19 protein-coding genes and 3 pseudogenes are annotated in these 25653 nt (G+C 70.3%); 10 read left to right on the top strand and 12 right to left on the bottom strand.

All coding sequences use genetic code 11. From position 1 onward, the window contains the following. Positions 1-241: pseudogene (locus ABD357_RS34090) on the top strand (Rv1733c family protein); the annotation flags it as partial. 131 nt (positions 242-372) lie between these two features. Here ABD357_RS34090 and ABD357_RS34085 read toward each other — a convergent pair. From ABD357_RS34085 to ABD357_RS34070, 4 genes are all read right to left on the bottom strand, one after another. After that, the gene (locus ABD357_RS34085) at positions 373-882 is read right to left on the bottom strand and encodes a flavodoxin domain-containing protein (protein ID WP_344395088.1); all 510 of its coding nucleotides are present in this window, start codon (positions 880-882) and stop codon (positions 373-375) included. A gap of 30 nt (positions 883-912) precedes the next feature. After that, positions 913-1644 carry a CBS domain-containing protein gene (locus ABD357_RS34080; RefSeq protein WP_344395087.1) on the bottom strand — a complete coding sequence of 244 codons (732 nt, stop codon included), beginning with the start codon at positions 1642-1644 and terminating at the stop codon, positions 913-915. Positions 1645-1656: 12 nt separating this feature from the next. Then, positions 1657-4350, bottom strand: coding sequence for a bifunctional acetate--CoA ligase family protein/GNAT family N-acetyltransferase (locus tag ABD357_RS34075; RefSeq protein WP_344395085.1), 2694 nt, complete (start codon positions 4348-4350; stop codon positions 1657-1659). Between the two features lie 199 nt (positions 4351-4549). Beyond that, positions 4550-5305, bottom strand: coding sequence for a helix-turn-helix domain-containing protein (locus tag ABD357_RS34070; protein ID WP_344395116.1), 756 nt, complete (start codon positions 5303-5305; stop codon positions 4550-4552). Positions 5306-5525: 220 nt separating this feature from the next. Here ABD357_RS34070 and ABD357_RS34065 point away from each other — a divergent pair, with 220 nt between their 5' ends. Then, positions 5526-6197, top strand: coding sequence for a DUF4097 family beta strand repeat-containing protein (locus ABD357_RS34065; protein ID WP_344395084.1), 672 nt, complete (start codon positions 5526-5528; stop codon positions 6195-6197). A gap of 36 nt (positions 6198-6233) precedes the next feature. Next, on the top strand, positions 6234-6791 hold the full coding sequence (locus ABD357_RS34060; RefSeq protein ID WP_344395083.1) for a GtrA family protein: 558 nt from the start codon (positions 6234-6236) through the stop codon (positions 6789-6791). Between the two features lie 60 nt (positions 6792-6851). On the opposite strand, the gene ABD357_RS34055 is transcribed toward ABD357_RS34060, so the two are convergent. Genes ABD357_RS34055 through ABD357_RS34045 form a run of 3 tightly spaced genes read right to left on the bottom strand, consistent with a single transcriptional unit; the run spans position 6852 to position 10869 of the window. Next, positions 6852-9221 carry a glycoside hydrolase family 65 protein gene (locus tag ABD357_RS34055; RefSeq protein WP_344395082.1) on the bottom strand — a complete coding sequence of 790 codons (2370 nt, stop codon included), beginning with the start codon at positions 9219-9221 and terminating at the stop codon, positions 6852-6854. Then, on the bottom strand, positions 9218-9991 hold the full coding sequence (locus tag ABD357_RS34050) for an HAD family hydrolase (RefSeq protein ID WP_344395081.1): 774 nt from the start codon (positions 9989-9991) through the stop codon (positions 9218-9220). Before ABD357_RS34050 ends, ABD357_RS34055 begins: the two co-directional genes overlap by 4 nt. A gap of 2 nt (positions 9992-9993) precedes the next feature. Continuing rightward, a complete protein-coding gene (locus ABD357_RS34045; protein ID WP_344395080.1) occupies positions 9994-10869 on the bottom strand; it encodes a universal stress protein in 876 nt (291 codons plus the stop codon). A gap of 105 nt (positions 10870-10974) precedes the next feature. Here ABD357_RS34045 and ABD357_RS34040 point away from each other — a divergent pair. After that, a pseudogene (locus ABD357_RS34040) lies at positions 10975-11280 on the top strand (ArsR/SmtB family transcription factor); the annotation flags it as partial. A gap of 192 nt (positions 11281-11472) precedes the next feature. Further along, on the top strand, positions 11473-11823 hold the full coding sequence (locus ABD357_RS34035) for an ArsR/SmtB family transcription factor (RefSeq protein ID WP_344395115.1): 351 nt from the start codon (positions 11473-11475) through the stop codon (positions 11821-11823). Positions 11824-11832: 9 nt separating this feature from the next. Here ABD357_RS34035 and ABD357_RS34030 read toward each other — a convergent pair. Continuing rightward, positions 11833-12299: pseudogene (locus ABD357_RS34030) on the bottom strand (4-hydroxy-2-oxovalerate aldolase); the annotation flags it as partial. Between the two features lie 527 nt (positions 12300-12826). Here ABD357_RS34030 and ABD357_RS34025 point away from each other — a divergent pair. After that, positions 12827-14470 carry a BCCT family transporter gene (locus tag ABD357_RS34025; protein WP_344395079.1) on the top strand — a complete coding sequence of 548 codons (1644 nt, stop codon included), beginning with the start codon at positions 12827-12829 and terminating at the stop codon, positions 14468-14470. Between the two features lie 119 nt (positions 14471-14589). Continuing rightward, positions 14590-15678: a chorismate-binding protein gene (locus tag ABD357_RS34020; protein WP_425585124.1), complete on the top strand. Its 1089-nt coding sequence runs from the start codon at positions 14590-14592 to the stop codon at positions 15676-15678. Positions 15679-15982: 304 nt separating this feature from the next. On the opposite strand, the gene ABD357_RS34015 is transcribed toward ABD357_RS34020, so the two are convergent. The 4 genes from ABD357_RS34015 to ABD357_RS34000 form a co-directional block, all read right to left on the bottom strand. Next, positions 15983-17116: an aromatic ring-hydroxylating oxygenase subunit alpha gene (locus ABD357_RS34015; protein WP_344395113.1), complete on the bottom strand. Its 1134-nt coding sequence runs from the start codon at positions 17114-17116 to the stop codon at positions 15983-15985. 35 nt (positions 17117-17151) lie between these two features. After that, positions 17152-18300 carry an N-methyl-L-tryptophan oxidase gene (solA, locus tag ABD357_RS34010; RefSeq protein ID WP_344395078.1) on the bottom strand — a complete coding sequence of 383 codons (1149 nt, stop codon included), beginning with the start codon at positions 18298-18300 and terminating at the stop codon, positions 17152-17154. Between the two features lie 149 nt (positions 18301-18449). After that, positions 18450-19535, bottom strand: a complete 1086-nt coding sequence (locus tag ABD357_RS34005; RefSeq protein WP_344395077.1) for an S-(hydroxymethyl)mycothiol dehydrogenase — start codon at positions 19533-19535, stop codon at positions 18450-18452. A 130-nt stretch (positions 19536-19665) separates the two neighbouring features. Beyond that, entirely contained in the window at positions 19666-21999 is a 2334-nt protein-coding gene (locus tag ABD357_RS34000) for an FdhF/YdeP family oxidoreductase (protein ID WP_344395076.1), read from the bottom strand. 281 nt (positions 22000-22280) lie between these two features. Here ABD357_RS34000 and purU point away from each other — a divergent pair, with 281 nt between their 5' ends. The 3 genes from purU to ABD357_RS33985 form a co-directional block, all read left to right on the top strand. Then, on the top strand, positions 22281-23153 hold the full coding sequence (purU, locus tag ABD357_RS33995) for a formyltetrahydrofolate deformylase (protein ID WP_344395075.1): 873 nt from the start codon (positions 22281-22283) through the stop codon (positions 23151-23153). Between the two features lie 144 nt (positions 23154-23297). Continuing rightward, positions 23298-24578: a serine hydroxymethyltransferase gene (gene glyA, locus ABD357_RS33990; protein ID WP_344395074.1), complete on the top strand. Its 1281-nt coding sequence runs from the start codon at positions 23298-23300 to the stop codon at positions 24576-24578. Positions 24579-24587: 9 nt separating this feature from the next. Then, positions 24588-25653 (top strand): L-serine ammonia-lyase (locus tag ABD357_RS33985; RefSeq protein WP_344395073.1); only part of this gene is annotated, 1066 nt, incomplete at its 3' end.

Here is a 25653-nt window from a genome sequence, read left to right as displayed (position 1 = left end):
GGCCGGTTCGAAGGTCCGCGTCTGGACGGACAGTCAGGGGCAGCTCACGTCGGAGCCGGCGACTGCCGCCCAGGTCACCGTGTTCGCGGGCTACGCGGCCCCCGCAGCCGCACTCGGGGTCGGCGGCGTGACGTACGCGGTCGGGCGCGTCGCACGAGGGCGCCTGGACCGGCGGCGCATCGACCAGTGGGGCCGGGAGTGGGATCAGGTCGGACCGCAGTGGGCCCGCAAGACCACCTGACAAGACCACCTGACAAGACCACCTGAGCCGGGACCAGTTGGCCATGGCATCGGCAACATCGGCCAACGGCCGCACCGGGCCGGGCCTTGAAACCCGGCCCGGCCCGGTGCGCCGCTCGGTGTTCACCGTGTTCAGCCCGTCGCCCGTGCCTCCGCCAACTCTCCGGCGACACGCGCCGCCCATGCCTCGATCTCGGGGAAGTTCCGGAAGTCACCGCCCTTTCCGGAGGACACGATCTTCCGTGCGATGAATCCCTTCGCGCCTTCCTCGAGGCACCCTCCGAAGGTGACGTGCCCCCTGGCGTCGAGCCGGGTCATGGCCCGCTTGACGCCGGGCACGGGCGGGATGTCCCGCTCCGAGGCCGAGGCGTCGAGCGGACCGCTGCTGAACAGCCACAGCGGGCGCTCGGCCAGCTCGCGGCGATGCCGGCGCACGAAGCGACGCGCGTCCTTGTGCCAGCGCCCCGCATACAGTCCGCCGCCGACCACGACGGCGTCGTACGGTGTCACGCGCGTGACGGAGCCGGCCGGCAGCGCCTCGCTGGTGAAACCCTCCTTGCGCAGCACCGCGGCCACGGCCTCGGCGATCTGCGCGGTCGATCCGTTCGTCGTCCCGTAGGCGACCAGCACGTTGCCGGTCATGACGGTCCGCCTCCTTTCACACCTTGGCTTTCACACCTTGGGCAGCCAGTTGGCGGCCATACCGTGAAGTGCCCGCTCGTCCGGCTGGAGCCCGGCGTCGTCAAATCTGTAGGTGAGCTGGTCGACGACCGCGACCACTCCGTCGATCTGCTGCGTCATGGAGACAGCGATCTTCGTCTCGCTCTTGCGTTCCATGTGCCCGGAGAGCGTGACCACGCCCTCCACCACGGAGACGTCGATGCTGCGCGGCGCCAGCCACAGCGTCCGTACCAGCACCTCCTCGACGACCTGGTCGCGGATCTCCGCGTCCGGCCGCAGAAAGACCTGGAGCAGATCGCGGCGGGTGACGATACCGACGAGCCGCTCCTCCTCATCCAGGACGGGCAGCCGCTCCACACGGTGCCGCGCCATGATCCGGGCCGCTTCGACGATGGTGTCGTCGGCGTGGACCGTGACGGGCGGCTCGGTCATCAGCCGGCCGGCGGTGCGGGCCCTGGCCTTCGCGGCCCGGCTGCGGGCGTCGCGGGTGAGGTCGGTGAGCCGGAAACGCTTCTTCGGTTCGTACGGGTCGGGGGTCTCGGCCTGCCGGATGATGAGGTCCGTCTCGGAGATGACGCCGATGACCCTCTGGTCGTCATCGACCACCGGCAGCCCGCTGATGTGGTGCAGGCCGAGCAGCCGGGCCACCTCCTTGAACGGGGTGCCGTACGTGGCACGGACGACCTCCGTGGTCATCACGGAGCCGATCTTGTTGTGCTTCATGGCTGTTCCTCCTCAGCGGAGCCGGCGCAGATACGGGTCGTGGGGCCTGCGGGGCAGCAGGCGTACGCGTGCATCGAGCACGGTGACTCCGCCCGGTGTCGCGAGAACGGGGTTGAAGTCGGCCTCTGCGAGCTGCGGGAGGTCGCTCGCCATGCGGGACAGCCGCAGCAGGAGCTGTTCGAGGCCTTCGAGGTCCACGGGGCGGGCGCCGTTCGCGCCGAACAGGAGCGGGGCGCAGCGCGGGGCCGTGATCAGGTCGTGCACGTCGTGGTCGGTGAGCGGGGCGAGGCGGGCGGCGTGGTCGCGCAGGACTTCGGTGGCGGTGCCGCCGAGTCCGAAGAGGACGAGCGGGCCGAAGACCCGGTCCTGGACGACGCCGGCGAACAGCTCGGTGCCGCGGTCGGCGAGCGGCTGCACGACCACGCCGGTCAGCAGGCCGGCGAAGCGGATCTCCAAGTCCCGGAAGGCGGCGCGGACTTGGGAGTCGCCGCGGAGGTCGAGATGGACGGCGTGCTCGACGGTCTTGTGCAGCAGGCCCGGCCAGTGGCCCTTCATGACCACCCGGCCGTCGGCGCCGCGCAGCCGGTCGGCGGCGAGGACGGCGTCGTCCTCGGTCTCGGCCCAGGCCCACGGCAGCTGCGGGATGCCGTAGCAGTCGAGGAGTTCGGCGCACACGCGCGGGTCGAGCCAGCCGCCGTCCGGGTGCGCGTCGAGATAGGCCTCGACGACCGCGTGGGCGCGCTCGGTCTCGACGCCGTCGAGGTCGGGGAACGTTCCGGTGGGCCGGGCGAGCCAGGCCGCGCGGTGAGCGGCGTGGGCCAACGCCCGTGCCGCGGCCTGGGGTTCGGCGTAGGCGGGGACGGTGCCGCCTTCGCTCGCGGGCAACAGCTCGACGGGCAGGGCCTGTTCGAGTCGTACCGCGGCGATGGGCTTGGCACGTCGTCCAGAAGCGTGTGTGAGGGCCCGGACGAGGTCGTCGCCGGTCGCCGCGGCCACCGCCGTGGGCACCAGGGCCACCAGGACGGCGTCGACACCGCCGTACCGCATGATCCGGTCCACACAGTTCGCCAGTTGCTCCTCCGTGACGGCGGCGGTGGCGTCGACCGGGTTGCCGACGGCCGCGCCGTCGGGCAGGACGGCGAGCAGGTCGTCGATCAGTTCCGGGGTGGGCGCCGGGAGCTGGAGCCCGGTCTCGGCGCAGGCGTCGGCCGCGAGGACACCGGCTCCGCCCGCGTTGGTGACGATCGCGACGCGGGGCCCGGCGGGCAGTGGCTGTGAGTGCAACAGGGCGGCGGCTTCCAGCAGTTCGCCCACCGAACGAGTGGCGGTGATGCCGGCCTGGGTGAACAGCGCGCCCCGGGTCATGGTGCGGGTGGCGGCGGCCGCGGTGTGCGAGGAAGCGGCGCGGCGGCCGGCTTCGGTGCGGCCGGCATCGACGGTCAGCACCGGCATCCGCCGGGTCACCCGCCGGGCCGTACGCGAGAACGCCCGCGGGCTGCCGAACGACTCCAGGTGCAGCAGAGCCAGCTCGGTGCGGCCGTCGCTCTCCCACCACTGGAGCATGTCGTTGCCGCTGACGTCGTACTTGTCGCCGAGGGAGGCGAAGGAGGAGACGCCGATGCCGAGCCGGGACAGCCCGTCCAGCACGGCGATACCGACACCGCCGGACTGTACGGCGACGCCCGCCGTGCCGGGGCGCGGACGGCCGGCGGCGAAAGTGGCGTCGAGGCGCAGCTGCGGGTCGGTGTTGGAAATGCCGAGGCAGTTGGGGCCGACGAGCCGCATGCCGTACGAGCGGCAGGCCGCCAGCAGGGCCTGTGCCTGGTCCGCGTCCAGGCCGGCGGAGACGACGAGCAGGGCCCGTACGCCCGCCTTGCCGCACTCCTCGGCGGTGTCCGGGACCGCGGCGGCGGGTACGGCGAGTACCGCGAGGTCGGGGGTCTTGGGCAGGGCGCTGACCGACGGGTGGGACGGCACGCCGAGGATCGAGTGCGCGGCGGGGTTCACCGCGAACAGCCGCCCGGTGTAGCCGCCCGCGTGCAGCTGGTGCAGGACCGCCCGGCCCACCGAGCCCGGCTTGCGCCCGGCGCCGACGACGGCGACCACCTTCGGACGCAGCAGCGGTTTCAGGCTGACGACGTCGGCGGCACGGCCACGTTCCTCCACGGCCGTGAGGTAGGTGTCGCTCTGATCGAGGGCGATGGTGCAGCGCACCTCCGGGCCCTCGAAGCGGCGGGCCGTGCGCAGGCCGAGGTCGGCAAAGAGCCGCAGCACCTCGTTGTTCTCGCTCAGCGCGTCGGCCGTGAACGTGGTGACGCCCTCCGCGCGGGCGGCCGAGACCAGGTGCTCGACAAGGAGCGTTCCGACACCCCGGTGGTGCAGTCCGTCGGCGACCGCGATGGAGATGTCGGCCGTGTCTCCGGTGCCTCCGGTGTCGTACTCGGCGAGGCCGATGACCCGGCCCAGTGTCTCGGCCAGCAGCGCCCGGTACCCGGGACGCGGCGGACCGCAGGCCCGGTCGGCGGCCAGGCCGGCCGACCTGCGGCTCGCCGCGAAGAACCGCAGCCTCAGGTTCTCCGGGGACATCTCCTCGTAGAACCCCTGCAACTGCTCGTGATCGGCCCGAACCACCGGGCGGATGCACACGGTGGTGCCGTCCGCGAGCAGGGCGTGAACCGTGGGCCGGCTGAGCGCGTCGTCCGTCATCGCGGGTCTCCTCCAGATCTCCTGACACCACCAGCGTCCAGCGGAACGGCGCGGGGTCACATGGGCTGACCGGGGCCGGAAGGTGGGCCGGTCGGCCCTTAGTTCACCCTCAGTTCCCGTTCGAAGCCCTACGGCGGCGAGCCGGCAGGTGCGGTGAAAGTGCGGAGGAGGTAAACCGTCTGCGTCGACGACGCCACGCCTATCCGCGGTCCGAGCGGGGCGTGGCGGTGGCGTCTGGGGTCGTTGCGGATTTTGCGTGGAGGATCTCGCGGGCCTGTTCCGCGGCGCGGGCGGTGCTTTCGGCGACGAAGTCGAGGAAGCGGGCGATGTTCTCCAGGCGGGTGGCGGCCGGGGTGTCGGGGCCGAGAACGCCGACGCCCTGTCGTGCGATCTCGACGATCTGTGCGGTGGAGCGTGCGCTGGCCATCATCGACTCGTACCAGACGTCGTCGTCGACGATGTAGCGCTCGCGGCGGCGTTCGTCGCGTTCCCGGCGGACCAGGCCCTGACTCTCGGCGAACGCGACCGCTTTGGAGATGGACGCCGGGCTGACCTGCAGGCGCTGGGCGAGTTCGGCGGCGGTGAGGCTGCCGGTGTCGGTGAGGGTGAGGCAGGCCATCACCCGGGACATCATCTTGGGCGCGCCCGAGGCCATGAGCACGGTGGTGAACGTCTCCTCGTACTCGCGTACGGCTTCGGTGTCGCGCCCGTGGGCCTGCGGGGGTGCTGCCGGTTCCCGGGGCGTGGCCTGCCTGCGCCGGTGGGTACGGCGTTCGGTGGCGTGGTGGGCCAGGTCGGCGCGGTAGGCGGTGGGACCGCCGTTGCGCATCACCTCACGCGTGATCGTCGAGGTCGGACGGTCGAGACGTCTGGCGATCTCCGCGTAGGCGAGGCCGTCGGCCAGCCCCAGAGCGATCTGCTGGCGGTCCTGCTGGGTGAGCCTGCCTCCCGGCATCGCGGTCTCCTTCGTGTTCCTTGGTGCCTCCAGCATAGCGTTCACCTTCAATTCATTGCAACGAACAGGGCAATGTCATTGCGTTAAATTCAGATCCGTTGCAACGATTTCCCTGTATCCACCTGCGAGAATGACGATTACACGCAACGACTTCATTGCGATATCAATGAATGCAACGTAGCTTTTCCATTGTTCGAAACGACGAGCCAAGGAGAGCACGATGCAGACGTTCAACACCCCCGTCCCGGTCACCGCCGTCCTCGACATCCCCGCGGGACGCATCCGGTTCATCGCCGCAGACCGGGCCGACACGACGGTGGAGGTCCTGCCCGCGGACGCCTCGAAGGACCGCGATGTGAAGGCGGCGGAGCAGACCACAGTCGAATACGGCGACGGCCTCCTGCGAATCGCGGCCTCACCGGCGAAGAACCGGATCCTCGGCAACTCCGGATCCGTCGAGGTGACGGTCCAGCTGCCCGCGGGTTCCCAGGTCGAGGCGAAGGCGGCCGCCGCCGAGTTCCGGGGCGTCGGACGGCTCGGCGACGTCACCTTCAACGGCGCGCAGGCCTCGGTCAAGCTCGATGAGACCGAAAGCGCCCGCCTGACCGTCCAGGCCGGCAACGTCTCGGTCGGCCGCCTGGGCGGCCCCGCGGAGATCAGCACGCAGAAGGGCGACATCCGGATCGCGGAGGCCGTTCGCGGCACGGTCGCGCTGCGCACCGAGTCCGGTGAGATCTCCATCGATGCCGCCCGCGGAGTCTCCGCCGCCCTGGACGCCGGCACCTCCTACGGCCGGATCCGAAACGCGCTCAAGAACACCGAAGGCGCCGCCGCCGAACTGAACATCCAGGCGACCACCGCCTACGGCGACATCACCGCCCGCAGCCTCTGACCCGCACCTTCCAAGCCTCCAGAGGAGTAACCCGTCATGAAGTCGCCGCTCGCACACAATCCCGAGATGGCGGCTTCGGCCACCCCTGGCCCCGTCGCCTCCTTCCTGCGGTTCGCCATCACCGGAGGAGGCGTCGGGGTCCTCTCCAGCCTCGCGGTATCGCCGCTGGCCACGACCATGCCATGGGCCATCTCGAACGCGATCATCACCGTCGCCTCCACCTTGCTGTGCACCGAACTCCACGCCCGCTTCACCTTCGCCAAAGGACGCAGCGCCCGATGGCAAGAGCACTGGCAGTCCGCCGGCTCGGCGACCGCCGCCTACCTGGCGACCAGCGTCGCCATCTGCGTCCTGCACCTCACCCGGCCCTCCCCCGGCACCCTGACCGAGCAGATCGTCTACCTCAGCGCCTCCGCCCTTGCCGGCACAGCCCGCTTTCTCATCCTGCGCCTCTACGTCTTCGCCAGCCGCCACAGCCAGACCACACGACCAGCGACCCAGCACGAGACGGTGCCCACGCCCGACCCCACGGCAGTACGCCAGCCATCGGGCACAAGTTGGCCCAACGGGTCGCGGCCACAACTGGCGGCGTGAGCCCCAGCCCCCTCGAGAGGTTGCACCTCGGCTGCGGTCGGCCCGTGGCTGGAGTGACCGTCACTCCGAGAGCAGCAGTCGACCGGTCTCCCCCGGCTGGAGGCACACCGTGCGGTCCGGCAGCCGTACGTCGATCGGCGAGGCGTCGGACGCCGGTACCTCGATCTGCAGCAGTTCTCGCTCCAGGCGCAGCCGTACGCCCCAGTGCCCCTGGTAGCGCAGGGCGAAGCCGTACGAGGACAGCTCGGGCAGCGGCACCGGGTCGAGCCACAGTGCACCGCCCCGTGTCTCCAGGCCGGTCAATCCGCGTTGGACGAAGTCCAGGGTGCCTGCCATGGCGCCCAGGTGGATGCCTTCGCCGGTGGTGCCGCCCTGCAGGTCGGCGATGTCGCCCTGCAGGGCCTCCTGGCAGAACTTCCAGGCCTCCGCCCGACGGGCCCGGGCCAGCACCCAGCCGTGGACGAGGCCGCTGAGGGTGGAGCCGTGGCTGGTGCGGTGCAGGTAGTAGTCGACGGTGCGTTGCCAGGTGCCCTCGTCGAGATGTACGCCCAACCGGCGGAACAGGCCCTGCAGTTCGGCCGGCGAGAAGAGGTAGCCGAGCATCAGGACGTCGGCCTGCTTGGAGGCCTGGTAGCGGTTGACGCTGTCGCCCTCCGCCTCCAGGATCCGGTCCAGGCGCCGGATGTCGCCGTACCGCTCGCGGTAACCGTCCCAGTCGAGCTCCTCCAGCCGGCCGTAGCCCTCGAACTGACTGACGACGTCGTCGTGGAAGGGCACGTGGAGCGTGCGGGACACGTCCTCCCACAGTTCGAGTTCGCCCCCGTCCAGAGCTGTGCGCTCGACGAGTTCGCGGCGGCGTGGCTCCGGGAGGGTCTCCAACAGCTCGAGTGTGCGGGCGAGCACCCAGGCGGCGGTGACGTTCGTGTACGTGTTGTCGTCGAGGCCCGGTACCCGCGCGCCGGGGTACGCCTCGTGGTACTCGTCGGGGCCGACCACACCTCTGATGCGGTGCCGTCCGAGGGACTCGTCGTAGACGGCGGCGTCCGCCCAGAAGCGGGAGATCTGCAGCAGCATCTCGGCACCCTTGGTGTGCAGGAACTCCATGTCGCCGCTGGCCTCGCAGTACTGCCACACGTTGTAGGCGATCGCCGATCCGACGTGGTGCTGGAGCCGGGAGTGGTCGGGCAGCCAGCGTCCGGAGCGCGGGTTGAGGTGGAGCTGCTGGGTCTCCTCTCGTCCGTCGCTGCCGCTCTGCCAGGGGTACATGGCGCCCCTGCGGCCCGCCGCCCGGGCGTTCATCCGCGCCTGTTCGAGGCGGCGGTGGCGGTAGCCGAGCAGGGCGCGGGAGACTTCGGGCAAGTGCAGGTTGAGGTAGGGCAGGACGAACAGTTCGTCCCAGAAGACGTGCCCGCGGTAGGCCTCGCCGTGCAGTCCCCGCGCGGGTACGCCGACGTCGAGGTCGGCGGTGTGCGGCGAGAGGGTCTGCAGGACGTGGAAGAGGTGCAGCCGCAGGATGCGGCCCGCCTCCCCGGGAACGTCGAGCTCGGCCCTGCGCCACAGCTGGTCCCAGGCGGTCAGATGCGACTCCACCAGCTCGTCGAAGCCGGGTGCCCGGCCCACCCGGTCGACGGCGGCGTGGAGCGGGTCGCTGATCGCGGGGTCGCGCGACGTGTGCAGGGCGACGGTCTTGTCGACGGTGGTGGTACGTCCGGGGGCCAGATCGAGGGTCAACCGCTGGATGGCGTACGGGAGTTCGTGGCGGATGGTGGCGGGCGCCTCGGCGGTGACGCGGGCCGCCATGCCGATGCGGATGTCCGAGGTGCGGGTGCGGCAGCGCAGCCACACCGTGTCCGGGGCGGCGGTGCCGGTGTGCACGTGGATCAGGTGGCGGCCGTCCAGGTCCCGGTAGCGCGGCACGCCGGAGTTGGTGACGCCGCCGTCGAGGGCCGCCTCGACCTCGAGTCCGCCCGAGAAGCCCTCGGCCGTGAACTCGGTGCGCAGTGCGGCCAGATGAGGATCGGCCATGTGCACCAACCTCTGCTGACGCACCCTCAACTCCCGTCCCTCGCCGAGGTCGTACCGCGTGCTGCGCTCCAACAGCCCTGCCGACAGGTGCAGGATCTGACGGTGGTCGAGCACGGCCGCGGTGTCGGGGGTGAGCCATGGCCCGCCGGGGAGGCGGAAGCGCAGGGGCAGCCAGTTCGGGACGTTGACCATGTCCTCGTTCTCGACCTGGCGGCCCGCGACCTCGGAGGTGAGCCGGTCGTAGCAACCGGCCACGTACGCGCCCGGGTAGTGCACCTCGTCGGCGGCGCACTCCGGCAGCGCTCCGCGGGTGGCGAAGTAGCCGTTGCCCAGGGTGCACAGCGACTCCCGCAGGCGCTCGTCGGCAGGTTCGTAGCCCTCGTACTCCCAGCTCCAGCCCGTCACTTCGGCGCTCCTTCCGCGACCAGTTCTCCCAGGTCTCGTACGACGATGTCGGCACCGTGCCGCAGCAGCCGCGCCCCGGTGTCCTCACCGGCGGTGCGGTCCACGCCGACCACCAGGGCGAACCCACCGCGCCGGCCCGCCTCCACACCCGCCAGGGCGTCCTCGACGACGGCGGCGCGGTCGGCGGAGACGCCGAGCCGGCGGACCGCTTCCAGGAACAGGTCGGGCTGCGGCTTGCCCGCCAGGCCCAGCCGGGCCGCCTCGCCGCCGTCCATGAGGACGTCGAACAGGTCGAGTACCCCGGCCCGTTCCAAGAGCTCACCGGCGTGCCGGGACGCGGAGGCCGCCGCTCGGGGTACCCCCGCCCGGCGCAGGGCATGCACCAGCCGTATGGTCCCCGGATAGGCGTCGACGCCGTGCTCGCGCAGCCGCTGCACGAACAGGCGCTCCTTGTCCGCGGCGACGGCACGCACCGTCTCATCCGACAGCTCGATGCCGCGCGCGGCCAGGAACGCGGCGGCGCCGTCGAGGCGGGACTTGCCGTCCACGTAGCGCAGATAGTCGTCCCGTACATCGAACGGGCGGCGCTGGGCGGGGTCCTCAGGCGGGTGGGCGCGCAGGTAGGCGTCGAACGCCGTCTTCCACGCCGCGGCGTGCACCCGGGCCGAGTCGGTGATCACTCCGTCGGTGTCGAAGACGACGGCCCGCACGTCCCGCAGCACCGGTGCGAGCAGGTCGCGGGACGTCGCAGGGGCGAGTGGGCGGTGCACGGTCACACCCTCTGCGGCACGATCGCCACCGGGCACTGCGCGTGGTGCAGCAGCGTGTGCCCTACGCGGCCGAGCTGGAGCCCGAGATGGCCGGACCGGCGATGCGCCCCGACAACCACCAGGTCCGCGGCGGCCGACCGGTGCAACAGCACCTTGCGGGCCTGTCCTTCCACGGTGTGACGGCGCACCAGGACCCCGGGGTGGTCCGCCACCGGGTCGCGGAGCAGGGCATCGAGCACGGTGGACGCCTGCTCCTCGTGGTAGTGCGCCGGATCCCCGGCGAGCAGGGGATGTTCGGCGGTCTCGTGCGCGGGGCAGCGCCAGGCACGTACGACATCGAGGGTGCATCCACGCGCTTCGGCCTCGCGGAACGCGAACCGCACCGCCTCGCCGCCGGTCGCGGACTCGCCCGCGCCGAGCAGGATCCGCTCATGGATGCCCGCCAAACCGGCCTTGTCACCACGGACCACGATCACCGGGCAGTGGGCACGGGACGCCACGGCCAACGACACCGAGCCCAGCAGGAGACCCGTCAGCTCACCGCGGCCACGCGATCCCGTCACCAGGGCGGAGGCGTTGTGTCCCTCGCGCAGGAGGGCGGACACCGCATCCTCGGGGACCACCTCGGTGGAGACCTTCACCTCGGGATTGCGCCGCCGGGCACGCTCCGCCGCGGAACCGACGATGGTGTCCGCCAGCGCTTCCCCGGACGGGCGTTCAGCGCTGCCAGCCGGGGCGACCCCTTCGTAGCGCTCCCACAGGGAGGCGTACACCAGTCGCAACGGCAGCCCGTGCCGGGCCGCTTCGTCGACCGCCCAGTCGACTGCGACGAGGCTCGAATCCGATCCGTCGACACCCACGATCAGGGGCAGCTCCATGTCCCCCACCACCTTTCGTCGGGCTGCGCAGACGTGCAGCAGCACGGGTTCCCCTCACCGTTGCATCCATGGCTCGGGGGCAGGAGGGGGCGGTTCGTCCACGGCTTGGGCCATTCGGCCCCTGTGTTCAGCTCGCCAGTCGAGCCCTTGGTCAGCCGGGTGCTGGGGCTGCTGCAGGACGGGCCGATACCGGTACGGGAACTGCGGGCCCGGATCGAGATGGAGCCCTCCAGCCTGTCGCAGCAGCTGGCGGTGTTGCGCCGGTCGGGCATCGTCGTCAGCTCCAGGCGCGAGGGCTCGAGGGTGGTGTACGCGCTGGCCGGCGGGGACGTCGCCGACCTGCTGCAGGCCGCGCGCCGGATCCTGACCGAGATGCTGGCCGGGCGGAACCTGCCCCCGACAGATCCTCCAGCGCGGGCGGCAGACTGTCGTCCGGTGCACAGATTCGGTGTGTCCGCTGGCGCGCGCGAGGATGGGCCGCATGTGTGTGACGAGCGAAGCGAGATGGGGGTCCGCCCGCCCGAAGGGCGGGGGAGGCTGGATGCGGTGCGCCGAGGACCGGCCCATACGGCCGTACTGCTCCGCCGGGGAGAGGACGGCACGATGACGACCCCGCTGTACCAGCTGAAGGCCGAGTTCTTCAAGACGCTGGGCCATCCCGCACGCATCCGGGTGTTGGAGCTGCTGAGCGAGCGTGAGCACGCCGTGGCGGAGATGCTGCCCGAGGTGGGCATCGAGCCGGCCCACCTGTCGCAGCAGCTCGCGGTGCTGCGCCGGGCGAACCTGGTGGTGACCCGCAAGGAGGGCTCGACCGTGTACTACTCGCTGACCAGCCCCCACATCGCCGAGCTGCTCCGCGTCGCCCGCACCATCCTGTCCGGCGTGCTCGCCGGCCAGGCCGAACTGCTCGCCGACCTTCAGGCCGCCCAGACGCAGCCGAAACCGCCGTCGTAACGCCGGCCTTCAATCGGCGGCCAACTCCCGAGAGTCGAGGGCGATGTCCACGATCATGTCCTCCTGCCCGCCGACCAGGCCCCGGCGGCCGACCTCCAGCAGGAGCGCGTGGGCGTCGACGCCGTAGCGTTCGGCGGCGAGCTCGGCTGGCGCAGGAAGGAGGAGTAGACGCCCGCGTAGCCGAGGGTGAGGGTCTCGCGGTCCACCTGGACCGGGCGGTCGCGCAGTGGTCGTACCCGATCGTCGGCGGCGTCCTGGAGGACGAGCAGATCGTAACCGTGCTGCCAGTCCTGCAGGTTGGCCACGGCGATGAAGGCCTCGATGGGACAGCTGCCGGCGCCCGCGCCCTGCCCGGCGAGGGACGCGTCGACCCGTGTCACGCCCTCCTCCACCGCGACGACGCTGCTCGCGACCGACAGCGACAGGTTCTCGTGCGCGTGCACGCCGATCCCGGTGGCCGGATCGAGGACGTCACGGCGTTCGGCGGCCGGAGCCATGTGGCTCCGTGATCGTCCGATACCGGGCAGGAGGAAGGGCGGCGAGGACCGCGTTGTCCGTGACGGCGCGTGCTACCAAGCCACACCACCTGTCGCGGCAGCGGATTGACATCGGCTTTGGGAAGCTCTTTGCGCTACGGCGGGGGCTTGTCGAGTACAACGCCGCTGGTCGCCCATGAGTCACGGGTCGATTTCAATCCTGGTCGAGGTTCCGGCGGTCGGCGCGACGGTCTTGACGTCGATGCTCAAGGCGTGTTCTCTGTTGCGCCAGTAGAGAAACATCTCTCATTGCGCAACAACATGCTGCTGTTGAGTGCCTGCGGTGCCGCCGCCTCGTCCCCCGTCATCCATGTCCTGAGCGCTGCGCAGCAGTGGCACAAGGCAGTCCGACCCGACTCACGCCCGAGCCCGACGACAGAAGGAAAGAGAGTATGGCTGCTCCCCAGATGACGAAATCGCCAAGTGACACATCGGATCAAGAGAAATCGGGGGGCCGCTCCCCCTTCTTGGCGACGATCGCACCCGGTGTCTTCTGGCCGTCCACGATCATCATCGTTGTCTTCGTGCTCTACGCCACGATCTTCAAGGACTCCGCACAGGACGTCATCAGTACGGTGCAGGAGGAGATCATCAGTGGCCTCGGTTGGTACTACACCGCCCTCGTCTCACTCTTTGTGATCTTTGCCCTCTGGGTCGGTATCGGCCGCTTCGGAGACATCAAGCTCGGCAAGGACGACGAGCGACCCGAGTTCGGCATGGGCTCATGGCTGTCGATGCTGTTCGCCGCGGGTATGGGGATCGGGCTGGTCTTCTGGGGTGTCGCCGAGCCGCTGAACCACTTCGTCTCCCCGAGGCCGGGCGTCGGTGAGGGCGCGGCCCAGCGGAGCGAGTTCGCCATGGTCCAGACGTTCCTGCACTGGGGTATCCACCCCTGGGCCATCTACGTAGTGGTCGGTCTCGCCGTCGCCTACGCCGTGCACCGCAAGGGACGCCCCATCTCGATCCGCTGGGCTCTGGAACCGCTCTTCGGCGACAGGGTCAAGGGCGCCTGGGGCGACGCCATCGACACCGTCGCCGTCGTCGGCACCGTCTTCGGCGTGGCCACCTCGCTCGGCTTCGGCGTCCTGCAGATCTCGGCGGGGCTCGGCTTCCAGGGTTGGGTGACGGACCCCGGCACGTCCCTGCGGGTCGCCCTCATCTTCGGCATCACCCTGCTCGCCACCATCTCCGTGGTCACGGGCGTCGGCAAGGGCATCAAGTGGCTGTCCAACATCAACATGGGCCTGGCCGGCGCGTTGATGGTGTTCGTACTCGTCGCAGGCCCGACCCTGTTCATCCTCAACGGCTTTGTCGAGGACATCGGCGCGTATCTGCAGAACCTCCTCGCGCTGAGCTTCGACACCGGCGCCAGCCAGGGCGCCGAGGGCACTTCATGGGTCAGCGGCTGGACGGTCTTCTACTGGGGCTGGTGGATTTCCTGGGCTCCGTTCGTCGGCGTCTTCATCGCCCGCATCTCCCGCGGACGGACCGTGCGTGAGTTCGTCACGGGTGTGCTGTTGGTACCGACTCTGCTGACCTTCGTCTGGTTCGCCATCTTCGGCGGCTCGGCAATCCACCGCGAGACGGCCGGTGACGGTGGACTGGTGGGCGAGGACGGCACGGTGGGTACGGACAGCGCGCTCTTCCAGTTGCTCGACACCCTGCCGGGCGGCGCGTTCGTCGCCGGCGTGGCGCTCCTGCTGATCGTGCTGTTCTTCGTCACCTCCTCCGACTCCGGCAGCTATGTGGTCGACGTGCTGGCCTCCGGCGGCGACCCCGAGCCGCCGACCTGGAGCCGCGTGTTCTGGTGCGCCGCCGAGGGGGCCGTGGCCATCGCACTGCTGATCGCCAGCGGCACGGGAACTTCGTCGCTGTCCACACTGCAGACGGCGGCGATCATCACGGCACTGCCCTTCAGCCTCGTGATGATCGGGATGTGCCTCGCCACGGTCAAGGCCTTCCGCCGAGAACACCACGCCTATCTCGCCGCCCAACGGAAGAAACAGGAGGAGCGGCTCGTCGACCAGGCCGTCACGGCGATCGAGGAGGGCCTGGACGGGACGTCGTCGAACGGGGACAAGGACAGCGCGGCAGACGCGCGCACCACGTAGTCGGGCACCCTTGCGCCGCGCGCCCCGGCATCGGCCGACCAGTTCACCGAGCCGAGTCGGGACGCGCGGCGCGCACGATGACCGTGTGACTCCTCCCCCACGAGAAGGTGTATCGGGCTATGGGGCAAAATCGGGCAGACGTCCTGTCCCACCTGCCTCCGCTGGCCCGCTTCGGCGAACTCGTCGCCACCGACCTGCGGGATGTCACCAGCGACCCCGCGGCCCTGGACTCGACCGGTTTCTGGGCGATGGTCGCGGACTTCGAGGGCCGGTTGGTCTGCGCCCGCTTCGGGGACGTACGGCACGAGCCCGTCCCCGCTCCCCGGCCCGGCGCCTGGCGCGGCCCCGCCGCCGGTGACTGGACCTCCTCGCTCGACCGCGCCGCGTACACCGCGGGAGTACGGCGGATCCGCGAGCACATCGCGGCGGGCGAGGTTTACCAGGCGAACCTCTGCCGCGTCCTGTCCGCTCCGCTGCCCGAGTCCGAGGGACTGCATGCCGACGTGGACGCGCTGACCGCGCTGCTGGCCCGGGGCAACCCGGCCCCGTACGCGGGTACGGTCCGGCTGCCCGCCCACGGCGTGGAGGTGGCCACCGCCTCACCCGAGCTGTTCCTGCGTCGCGGCGGGCGGATCGTGGAGTCCGGGCCGATCAAGGGCACCGGTCGGACGGCGGCGGACCTGTTGGAGAAGGACCGGGCCGAGAACGTGATGATCGTGGACCTGGTCCGCAACGACCTGGGCCGTGTCTGCGCCGCGGGCTCCGTGACCGTGCCCGCGCTGTGCGCGGTCGAACAGCACCCCGGCCTGGTGCACCTGGTCTCCACCGTGCGCGGCGAGCTCGCCGAGGGCGCGGGCTGGCCGGAACTGCTGGCGGCCACCTTCCCGCCCGGCTCCGTGACCGGCGCCCCCAAGTTCAGCGCGCTGCGGATCATCGAGTCGCTGGAAACCACACTCCGCGGCCCGTACTGCGGCGGAGTCGGCTGGGTCGACGCCGACCGCGGCACCGGCGAACTGGCCGTCGGCATCCGCACCTTCTGGATCGAGCGGACCACGACCGGCCCCGTGCTGCGCTTCGGCACCGGCGCGGGCATCACCTGGGGCTCGGCCCCCGAGCGCGAGTGGGACGAGACCGAGCTGAAGGCGTCCCGGCTGCTCGCGGTGGCGTGCGCAACCGGCGTCAGCGCTGAGCCGGTCCTCCCGGAGTAGGCCGGCATTCAGCCGACTTCGGACGCGCCGGGGTCGGCTTGCCGGCCGCCTCGGACTCCAGAGCGCCGCAGTGGCCACCGAAAGTGTGCTCCCGTACGCGGCCCCGATGACGGTATGCGCGCCGAGGTTGTCGGCGTCGGCCGGGGTGGTGACCGCGAAGGCGAGAGCGGCGGGACGGCTGCCGGCACAGAGCCTCGCTTGATCGTAACGCCGACCGGCACACCGTACGGCCTGTCTCCGGTGCTGGGTGGACTGCGCATTCGCGACGGCTACCCAGCCCGGTTCCTCAGTGGGACAAGGCCCGTCAGCGGGCGGGGATCGCCCCCAGCTTGTCCTGCACCCAGGTGTGGAAGGCGCCGATGTGGTGCTCGCTGGGGACGAGGACGCCGCCCTTGGCGTAGGCGCGGGAGCTCATCCCGGGCTGTGTGCGCTCACAGGCGTCGAAGTCCTGCTGGTTGACGCGGTGGAAGAGCTCCACGGACCGGCTGACGTCCTTGCCGCTCTCGACGACATCGGGGAGGTAGAGCCAGTCGCACTCCACGATCGTGCGGTCCACGGCCATCGGGTACATGCGATGGAAGATGACGTGATCGGGAACCAGGTTGATGAAGACCTGCGGCGTGACCGTGATCGCGTAGTAGCGGCGGTCCTGGTCCTCGGCGACGCCCGGAATGCGGTCCAGGCCCTCGCTGCCGTCGACGGTGAAACCCTGGACCTCCGCACCGAACTCGGCCCCGTGCCCGACGTAGTACTGCGCCGCGAAGCCGTCGGCGAACTCGGGCAGCACCTCGGTCAGTTCCGGATGGATCGTGGCGCAGTGGTAGCACTCCATGAAGTTCTCGATGATGAGCTTCCAGTTCGCCTTCACGTCGTAGACGATCCGCTTGCCCACCTCGAGGTTGTCGATGCCGTAGCGCTCGATCGACTCGGCGGCGCCCAGGCGCTCGGTCACCGCGCCCATCACGTCTTCCTCGAAGGACGGCGGAGTGTCCGCGAGGCACACCCACACGTACCCCAGCCACTCCCTGACGTGGACGTTGATCAGGCCGTATTCAACCCGGTCGATGTCCGGCATCGACGTCAGGTTGGGCGCGGCCACCAGCTTGCCGTCGAGGCCGTAGGTCCAGGCGTGGTACGGGCACTGGAATGCGCGCTTGACCTCGCCGGACTCAGCGGTGCACAACTTGGCCCCGCGGTGCCGGCAGATGTTCAGGAACGCTCTGATCGAACCGTCCCTAGAGCGGGAGATCAGCACGCTCTCCCGTCCGATCTGGTAGGTACGGAACTGGCCCGGCTTGGCCAGCTGGGAGGCGCGGGCCGCGCAGAACCACCTGGCCTCGAAGATGCGCTCCTGCTCCAGGGCGAAGACCTCGGGGTCCGTGTAGTGGTCGCCGGGCAGCGTGGCGACCAGGCTGGACGGCAGGTTGGTCGACGGCAGGTTGGTGATGGTCATCGTGTCACCTTCGGAAAATGTCAGACGCGTACGCGGCGGGGGTCGAAGAGGGCAATGGGATGGTCGGTGCTGCCTTCGGTGGCCAGGTCGGCAAGGATCTCGCCGATCACCGGCACGAACTTGAACCCGTGGCCGGAGAATCCGCAGGCGACGGTGGTCCGCGTGTGCTCAGGGTGCCGGGACAGGACGAAGTGCTCGTCCGGAGTGCTGGCGTACATGCAGGCCGCGCCCTTGAGGAAACGGCCGGGAAGGGCCGGGACGCGCGGACGCAGGTACTCGGTCATGGCCTCGATCTCCTCCGGGTGGATCCGGCGGTCGAGGGTGTCGGGGTCACTGGGGAGGCCCTTCCGGAAGAAGGCGACCTTGGCTCCGCCCTCCGGGCCGTCGAGGGAGGGGAAGCCGTAGATCTGGGTGCCGTCCGGGTCCTCCCAGATGTAGACGGGGTGCCGGTCGGCGGTGAACGGACCGGTGCCGCCCTCGGGCTGGAACCAGTACATGACCTGGCGTTCCACCGTCACGGTGACGCCGAGGTCGGAGAGCAGGCTCGGCGCCCAGGCGCCAGGGGCGAAGATCAGCTGCTCGGCGGTGTGGACGCCTCGGTCGGTGACCACCCAGGCCTTTCTGCCCGGGCCGTCGTCCTCCCATCCGAGCACGCGTTCCCCGAAGCGCAGCTCGGCGCCGCGGCCGCGCGCCAGGTCCAGGTGAGCACTGACGGTGGCCTCCGGCCGGGCCACGCCGGCCCTGCGCTCGTGGACGGCGATGTCCTCGGCGGCCGGGGTGAAGGTGGGGAAACGGCGCCGAATGTCGGCGGCGTCCAGGATCTCGTGGTCCAGACCCCACTTCCGGGCACTGTCCAAGGTCCCGGCCACGGCCAGGCTGTCCTCGCGCCCGATCATCAGACCGCCGGTCTCGGTGAAGACCTCGCGGCCGGAGTCGGTGGCCAGCTTCTGCCACAGCTCGTGCGCACGGAGCAGCAGCGGCACATAGGCGGAGTCCTCGAAGTAGGCCTGCCGGTAGATGCGTGAACCGCCGTGGCTGGAGCCGAGGTCGTGGGCCTGGCCGAACCGTTCCAGGCCCAGTACGCGGTGGCCGCGGGCGGCGAGGTGGTAGGCGGCTGCGCTGCCCATCCCGCCCAGGCCCACGATGATCACGTCGTACGAAGAAGGCATGTGTCCGTCTCCTGGATTCGTGGTGCGGATGCGTTGGTTCGCGGTCTTGTCGGCTTCTCGGCTGCCGCGGCGGGATCAGCGCGTGATGCGCTACGCCGACCGGCGGGCCGTCGGCGTACACATGCGCCCTGGGAGTTCGGTCCGCGCGGTCACAGGACCACCACCGAGCGCAGGACCTCACCGCGGCGCATCTTGTCGAACGCCGCCTCCACCTCGTCGAGGGCGATCTCCTCGCTGACGAAGCCCGCCAGGTCGAAGCGGCCTTGCAGGTAGAGGTCGATGAGGGCCGGGAAGTCCCGGGAGGGCAGACAGTCGCCGTACCAGGAGGACTTCAGCGACCCGCCCCGGCCGAAGACGTCCAGCAGGGGCAGGTCGACGGTCATGTCCGGGGCGGGGACACCGACCAGGACGACGGTGCCGGCCAGGTCTCGGGCGTAGAAGGCCTGCTGGTACGTCTCTGGACGGCCCACCGCGTCCACGACGACATCCGCGCCGAAGCCGCCGGTGAGGGCGCGGACGGCCTCGACGACGTCGGTCCTGGCGGAGTCGACGGTGTCGGTGGCCCCGAACCTCTCGGCCCACCGAAGCTTTCGCTCGTCCACGTCGACGGCGATGATCTTTGACGCGCCTGCCACCTTGGCGCCGGCGATGGCGGCCATACCCACGCCGCCGCAGCCGATCACGGCGATCGAGTCGCCGCGGCCGACGGCACCCGTGTTGACCGCGGCGCCGAATCCCGCCATCACGCCGCAGCCGAGCAGACCCGCCGCGGCGGGTGCGGCGGCCGAGTCGACCTTGGTGCACTGGCCGGCGGCGACGAGCGTCTTCTCGGCGAAGGCCCCGATGCCGAGAGCGGGGGCGAGCGGCGTGCCGTCGGGCAGCGTCATGGGCCGGGTCGCGTTGTGGGTGGCGAAGCAGTACCACGGCTTGCCCTTGCCGCAGGCACGGCATGTGCCGCACACCGCGCGCCAGTTGAGGACGACGAAGTCGCCGGGCGCGACGTCCGTGACGCCCTCGCCCACCGCCTCGACCACTCCTGCGGCCTCGTGACCGAGCAGGAAGGGGAACGCGTCGTTGATACCGCCCTCCCGGTAGTGCAGGTCGGTATGGCAGACACCGCAGGCCTGTACCCGCACCAGCGCCTCCCCGGGGCCGGGGTCCGGCACCAGGATGGTCTCCACCGAGACGGGGGCGCCCTTTTTCCGGGCGACGACGGCGCGTACCTCGTGTGTCACTGTCAAGCTCCTCGCGGGTTTCCGTACGAACGACGGGTGCGGTACCGGGCCGCCTCACACCAGCACAGACGTTGCGCATAGCGCACTTGGGTGCGCTATGAGAAACATTCCTTCCTTTGGAGGAGCGGTGTCAAGGGGTGGGCCACACCCCGGCAGCACGTTCCAGCCGGACCACGACGGACTTGGACGTCGGGGTGTTGCTGATGGCCGCCGTGGAGTCCAGGGGCACCAGGACGTTGGTCTCCGGGAAGTACGCCGCGCAGCAGCCGCGGGGCGTCGGGAAGGCGACGGTGCGGAAGGCAGGTGCCCGGCGCTCCACCCCGTCCTCGTACTCACTGACGATGTCCACGAGGTCGCCGTCGGCCAGCCCACGGGCGGCGAGGTCGTCCTCGTGTACGAACAGCACGCGGCGGCCCTGGTGAATGCCGCGATAGCGGTCGTCCAGTCCGTAGATGGTGGTGTTGTACTGGTCGTGCGAGCGCAGCGTCTGCAGCAGCAGCCGGCCTTCCGGTACGCGCAGGATGTCCAGCGGGTTCACGGTGAAGTTGGCCCGGCCGGTGGCGGTGGTGAAGCGGCGCTCGTCGCGGGGCGGATGGGGCAGGGTGAAGCCGCCGGGTCGGCGCACTCGTTCGTTGAAGTCCTCGAAGCCGGGGATCACCCGTGCGATGCGGTCACGGATGCGGTCGTAGTCGGCCTCGAAATCCTCCCAGGGCACCTGCCCCGCCGGGACGGCTGATGTTGCCGCGTGGGTCCCGAGGGCCGCCCGGGCCATCCCGCAGATGATCGCCACCTCGCTGCGGAGGTGGTCGGAGGCCGGGGCGAGCCGCCCCCGCGAGAGGTGCACCATGCCCATGGAGTCCTCCACCGTCACCAGTTGGGGCCCCGAGGGCCGCAGATCGGCCTCGGTGCGGCCCAGGCAGGGCAGGATGAGCGCCTGTTCCCCTGTGACCGCGTGGGACCGGTTGAGCTTGGTGGAGATCTGCACGGTGAGCCGGCAGCCGCGCAGCGCCTGCTCGGTCACCTCGGTGTCCGGGGCGGCGGCGACGAAGTTGCCGCCCAGCCCCACGAAGACCTTCACCCGGCCGTCGCGCATGGCGCGGATGGTCTCGACCGCGTCGTGACCGTGGTGGCGCGGCGGTTCGAAACCGAATTCGGCGCCGAGGGCGTCGAGGAAGTCCTCGCCGGGCTTCTCGTGGATGCCCATGGTCCGGTCGCCCTGCACATTGGAGTGGCCGCGCACCGGGCAGAGCCCTGCGCCGGGACGGCCGATGTTGCCGCGCAGGAGGAGGAAGTTGACGACCTCGCGGATGGTCGGGACGGAGTGGCGGTGCTGGGTGAGGCCCATCGCCCAGCAGACGACGACCTTCTCGGCGGCGAGCACCTCCTGGAACGCGATCTTGATCTCGTCCTCGGACAGCCCGGTGGCCTCCAGGACGTCGTCCCAGGAGGCCTTGCGGGCGCGCTCGGCGAAGGCCTCGAATCCGTGCGTGTGCGTGGTGATGAAGGAGGTGTCGAGGACGGTGCCGGGTGCGTCGTCCTCCGCTTCCAGCAGCAGCCGGTTGAAGGCCTGGAACAGGGCCTGATCGCCGCCCAGCCTGATCTGCAGGAAGAGGTCGGCCAGCTGGGTGCCGCCGCCGACGAGGCCGGCCGGCCGCTGGGGGTTCTTGAACCGGAGCAGGCCTGCCTCGGGCAGCGGGTTGACCGCGATGACGCGGGCGCCGCGCTGCTTGGCCCGCTCCAGGGCGGAGAGCATCCGCGGGTGGTTGGTGCCGGGGTTCTGGCCGACCACGAAGATCAGATCCGCCTCGTAGAGGTCCTCCAGGCTGACGCTGCCCTTGCCGATGCCGATCGTCTCGACCAGGGCCGAACCGCTGGACTCGTGGCACATGTTGGAGCAGTCCGGCAGGTTGTTGGTACCCAGCATCCGTACCAACAGCTGATAGAGGAAGGCGGCCTCGTTGCTCGCCCGGCCGGAGGTGTAGAAGGCGGCCTGGTCGGGGTGGTCGAGGGCGGCGAGTTCCCGGGCGACGACGGCGAACGCGTCCTCCCACGAGACCGGGCGGTAGTGGTCACTGCCCGCCGGACGGTACATGGGATGGGTGAGGCGTCCCTGCTGTCCGAGCCAGTAGTCGCTGCGGCCGGCGAATTCCTCCAGGCTGTGCTCGGCGAAGAACTCCGGGGTCACCCGGCGCAGCGTGGCCTCCTCCGCCACAGCTTTGGCCCCGTTCTCGCAGAACTCCGCACGGTGCCGGTGTTCCGGTTCGGGCCAGGCGCAACCCGGACAGTCGAAGCCGTCCTTCTGGTTGACCTGGAGGAGGGTGAGCAGGCCACGGCGGGCGCCCATCTGGGTGCCGGCGTGGCGCAGCGAGGAGGTGACCGCCGGGATTCCGGCGGCGTAGTCCTTCGGTGGGCCCACCCGCAGTCGGGCGTCGCCGGGGTCCTCAGCAGGGGCCTTGCGGGTCATGTATGGCGCTCCGCGGTGTGTGGGAATCGGTGAAAGCCGTCCCGCCGCCGGGATTCACGGACCACGCCGCATCCGGCGTCGCTGCCCGGGCGGCGGTGGCGCGGGCGCGCGGCCACGGCTTGTTGCTTATTACGCTGATCATTTCTCAATGCACAACAAGACCCAGGAAGCCCGCCCGGCGGACTTCTGTCAAGACACACCCTTGACCAGACACCCTCACCCTTGGACCATGTTGCGTATTGCTCGCCTTGTTGCTCATTACGCACCACTGGAGTGATGTCATGTCACCTCGCCCCGACCCCGGCCGCGAGTTCGTCCTCACCCTCTCCTGCCCCGACCAGGCCGGCCTGGTCCACGCCGTCAGCGGCTTCCTTCTCGACCACTCCGGGAACATCCTGGAAAGCCAGCAGTTCGACGACCGGCTGCAGGGCCGCTTCTTCATGCGCGTCCACTTCGACGTCTCCGACCCTGAGACGTCACTGGAGCGCCTGCGCACCGATTTCGCCCCGGTGGCCGAGGCGTACCGGATCGACTGGCGGCTGTGGGACGCTGCCGCGCCCACGCGCACCGTGATCATGGTCTCCAAGTACGGCCACTGTCTGAACGACCTGCTGTTCCGCGAGAGCACGGGCGCCCTCAACATCGAGGTGGCGGCGATCGTCTCCAACCACCGGGACTTCGAGCCGCTCGCCCACAGCCACGGCATCCCCTTCCACCACATCCCGGTCACACCGCAGACCAAGGCTGAGGCGGAGGCGGAACTGCTGGATCTGGTACAGCGGTTGGAGATCGACCTCGTGGTCCTCGCCCGCTACATGCAGATCCTCTCGGACGACCTGTGCAAACGACTCGAGGGCCGGGCCATCAACATCCACCACTCCTTCCTCCCCAGCTTCAAGGGAGCCCGCCCCTACCTCCAGGCCCACCAACGAGGAGTCAAGCTGGTCGGGGCCACGGCCCACTACGTCACCCCCGACCTGGACGAGGGGCCCATCATCGAGCAGGACGTCGTCCGCGTGGACCACTCCCAGGACCCCGACGAGCTGGTCACCGTGGGCCGGGACGTCGAGGCCCGGGTACTGGCGCGGGCCGTGCAGTGGCACAGCGAGAGCCGCATCCTGCTCAACGGCCACCACACAGTGGTCTTCCGCTGAGGAGCCGAGGTGCGCCGTGCGGTACAACCCGCACCTGTTCACCCGGCTCCGCCGCACGATCCCCCCACTGTCGAAGCCGCCGCCCGACGACTCCCCGCCGAGGCGTAAGGCGCACCCTGCGCCCCCAACACTAGGAAGCCGCAGATGACCGTTCTGAACACGTCCCTGCACGAGCTCGACCCCGAGGTCGCCGCCGCGGTCGACGCCGAGCTGAACCGTCAGCAGTCCACCCTGGAGATGATCGCCTCGGAGAACTTCGCTCCGGTCGCGGTCATGGAGGCGCAGGGCTCGGTGCTGACCAACAAGTACGCCGAGGGCTACCCGGGCCGCCGCTACTACGGCGGCTGCGAACACGTCGACGTGGCCGAGCAGATCGCGATCGACCGGCTGAAGGAGCTGTTCGGCGCCGAGTACGCCAACGTCCAGCCGCACTCCGGCGCTTCCGCCAACCAGGCCGCACTCTTCGCGCTGGCCCAGCCCGGCGACACCATCCTCGGCCTGGACCTGGCCCACGGCGGCCACCTCACCCACGGGATGCGGCTGAACTTCTCCGGCAAGCAGTTCAACGTGGTCGCCTACCACGTGGACGCCGCCACCGGCCTGGTCGACATGGCCGAGCTGGAGCGGCTGGCCAAGGAGCACCGCCCGAAGGTGATCATCGCGGGCTGGTCGGCGTACCCGCGGCAGCTGGACTTCGCCGAGTTCCGCCGGATCGCCGACGAGGTCGAGGCGTACCTATGGGTCGACATGGCGCACTTCGCGGGCCTGGTCGCCGCGGGTCTGCACCCGAACCCGGTCCCGTACGCGGACGTGGTCACCTCCACCACCCACAAGACGCTGGGCGGACCCCGCGGCGGCATCATCCTCGCGAAGAAGGACTTCGCGAAGAAGCTCAACTCGTCCGTCTTCCCCGGCTTTCAGGGCGGTCCCCTGGAGCACGTGATCGCGGCCAAGGCGGTCTCCTTCAAGGTCGCCGCCTCCGAGGACTTCAAGGAGCGTCAGCGCCGTACGGTCGAGGGCGCGAGGATCCTCGCCGAGCGGCTCACCGCACCGGACGCCCGCGAGGCCGGCGTCAACGTCCTGTCGGGCGGCACGGATGTGCACCTGATCCTCGTCGACCTGCGCGAGAGCGAGCTGGACGGGCAGCAGGCCGAGGACCGCCTCCACGAGGTCGGCATCACCGTCAACCGCAACGCCGTCCCGAACGACCCGCGCCCGCCGATGGTCACCTCGGGCTTGCGCATCGGCACGCCTGCCCTGGCCACCCGCGGCTTTGGGGCCGAGGACTTCGCCGAGGTCGCGGACGTCATCGCGCAGGCGCTCAAGGCGGCTTCTCCCTTCGGGGAGGCCGACGCGGATCCGCTGAAGGCCCGCGTGAAGGCGCTGGCCGACAAGCACCCGCTGTACCCCGGTCTCAACCAGTAAGGAGTGACCGTGGCCATCTCGGTCTTCGACCTTTTCTCGATCGGCATCGGCCCGTCCAGCTCCCACACGGTCGGCCCGATGCGCGCGGCACGCATGTTCGCCGCCCGGCTGAAGGAGGACGGCGTACTCGCCGAGACCACCACGGTCCACGCCGAGTTGTACGGCTCCCTGGGCGCGACCGGCCACGGCCACGGCACCCCGAAGGCCGTCCTGCTCGGCCTGGAGGGCAACGAGCCGCACACCGTCGACGTCCTCCAGGCCGAGCACGAGGTCGAGCGGATCAAGTCGACCGGAAGGCTACGGCTGTTGGGCGTCGAGATCGGCGATGCTCAGGAGATCCCCTTCTCCTTCGACGACAATCTGATCCTGCATCGCCGCAAGACGCTGCCGTACCACGCGAACGGCATGACGCTCTGGGCGCACGACACCTCCGGCGCCGAACTCCTCACCAAGACGTACTACTCCGTGGGCGGCGGCTTCGTCGTCGACGAGGACGCGGCCGGCGCGGACCGCATCAAGCTCGACGACACGGTCCTGAAGTACTCCTTCCGCACGGGCGACGAACTGCTGCGCCTGACCCGGGACACCGGCCTGTCGATCTCCGCGCTGATGCTGGAGAACGAGCGGGCCTGGCGCACCGAGGACGAGATCCGCGAGGGGCTTCTCACCATCTGGCACGTGATGCAGGCCTGCGTCCAACGCGGCATGTCCCGCGAGGGCATCCTGCCCGGCGGCCTGAAGGTCCGCCGCAGGGCCGCCGTCTCCGCACGCCAACTCCGGGCAGAGGGCGACCCGTTGGCCCACGCCATGGAGTGGATCACGCTCTACGCGATGGCCGTGAACGAAGAGAACGCAGCCGGCGGACGCGTCGTCACCGCCCCGACCAACGGCGCCGCGGGCATCATCCCGGCAGTCCTGCACTACTACATCAACTTCGTGCCGGGCGCCGACGAGGACGGCGTGGTCCGCTTCCTCCTCGCCGCCGGAGCCATCGGCATGCTCTTCAAGGAGAACGCCTCCATCTCCGGCGCCGAGGTCGGCTGCCAGGGCGAGGTCGGCTCCGCCTGCTCCATGG

Origin of the sequence: Streptomyces vastus (genome assembly GCF_039532825.1) — a bacterium.
GTDB lineage: Bacteria > Actinomycetota > Actinomycetes > Streptomycetales > Streptomycetaceae > Streptomyces > Streptomyces vastus.
Note: the sequence above shows the minus strand (reverse complement) of the source record. Positions and strands in the feature narration are given on the sequence as shown.

What these genes read in the sequence shown, in the direction of transcription:
- ABD357_RS34085 (WP_344395088.1), bottom strand. Translation starts at nt 882, where the DNA reads ATGACCGGCAACGTGCTGGTCGCCTACGGGACGACGAACGGATCGACC.
- ABD357_RS34080 (WP_344395087.1), bottom strand. Translation starts at nt 1,644, where the DNA reads ATGAAGCACAACAAGATCGGCTCCGTGATGACCACGGAGGTCGTCCGT.
- ABD357_RS34075 (WP_344395085.1), bottom strand. Translation starts at nt 4,350, where the DNA reads ATGACGGACGACGCGCTCAGCCGGCCCACGGTTCACGCCCTGCTCGCG.
- ABD357_RS34070 (WP_344395116.1), bottom strand. Translation starts at nt 5,305, where the DNA reads ATGCCGGGAGGCAGGCTCACCCAGCAGGACCGCCAGCAGATCGCTCTG.
- ABD357_RS34065 (WP_344395084.1), top strand. Translation starts at nt 5,526, where the DNA reads ATGCAGACGTTCAACACCCCCGTCCCGGTCACCGCCGTCCTCGACATC.
- ABD357_RS34060 (WP_344395083.1), top strand. Translation starts at nt 6,234, where the DNA reads ATGAAGTCGCCGCTCGCACACAATCCCGAGATGGCGGCTTCGGCCACC.
- ABD357_RS34045 (WP_344395080.1), bottom strand. Translation starts at nt 10,869, where the DNA reads ATGGAGCTGCCCCTGATCGTGGGTGTCGACGGATCGGATTCGAGCCTC.
- ABD357_RS34035 (WP_344395115.1), top strand. Translation starts at nt 11,473, where the DNA reads ATGACGACCCCGCTGTACCAGCTGAAGGCCGAGTTCTTCAAGACGCTG.
- ABD357_RS34020 (WP_425585124.1), top strand. Translation starts at nt 14,590, where the DNA reads ATGGGGCAAAATCGGGCAGACGTCCTGTCCCACCTGCCTCCGCTGGCC.
- solA (WP_344395078.1), bottom strand. Translation starts at nt 18,300, where the DNA reads ATGCCTTCTTCGTACGACGTGATCATCGTGGGCCTGGGCGGGATGGGC.
- ABD357_RS34000 (WP_344395076.1), bottom strand. Translation starts at nt 21,999, where the DNA reads ATGACCCGCAAGGCCCCTGCTGAGGACCCCGGCGACGCCCGACTGCGG.
- purU (WP_344395075.1), top strand. Translation starts at nt 22,281, where the DNA reads ATGTCACCTCGCCCCGACCCCGGCCGCGAGTTCGTCCTCACCCTCTCC.
- glyA (WP_344395074.1), top strand. Translation starts at nt 23,298, where the DNA reads ATGACCGTTCTGAACACGTCCCTGCACGAGCTCGACCCCGAGGTCGCC.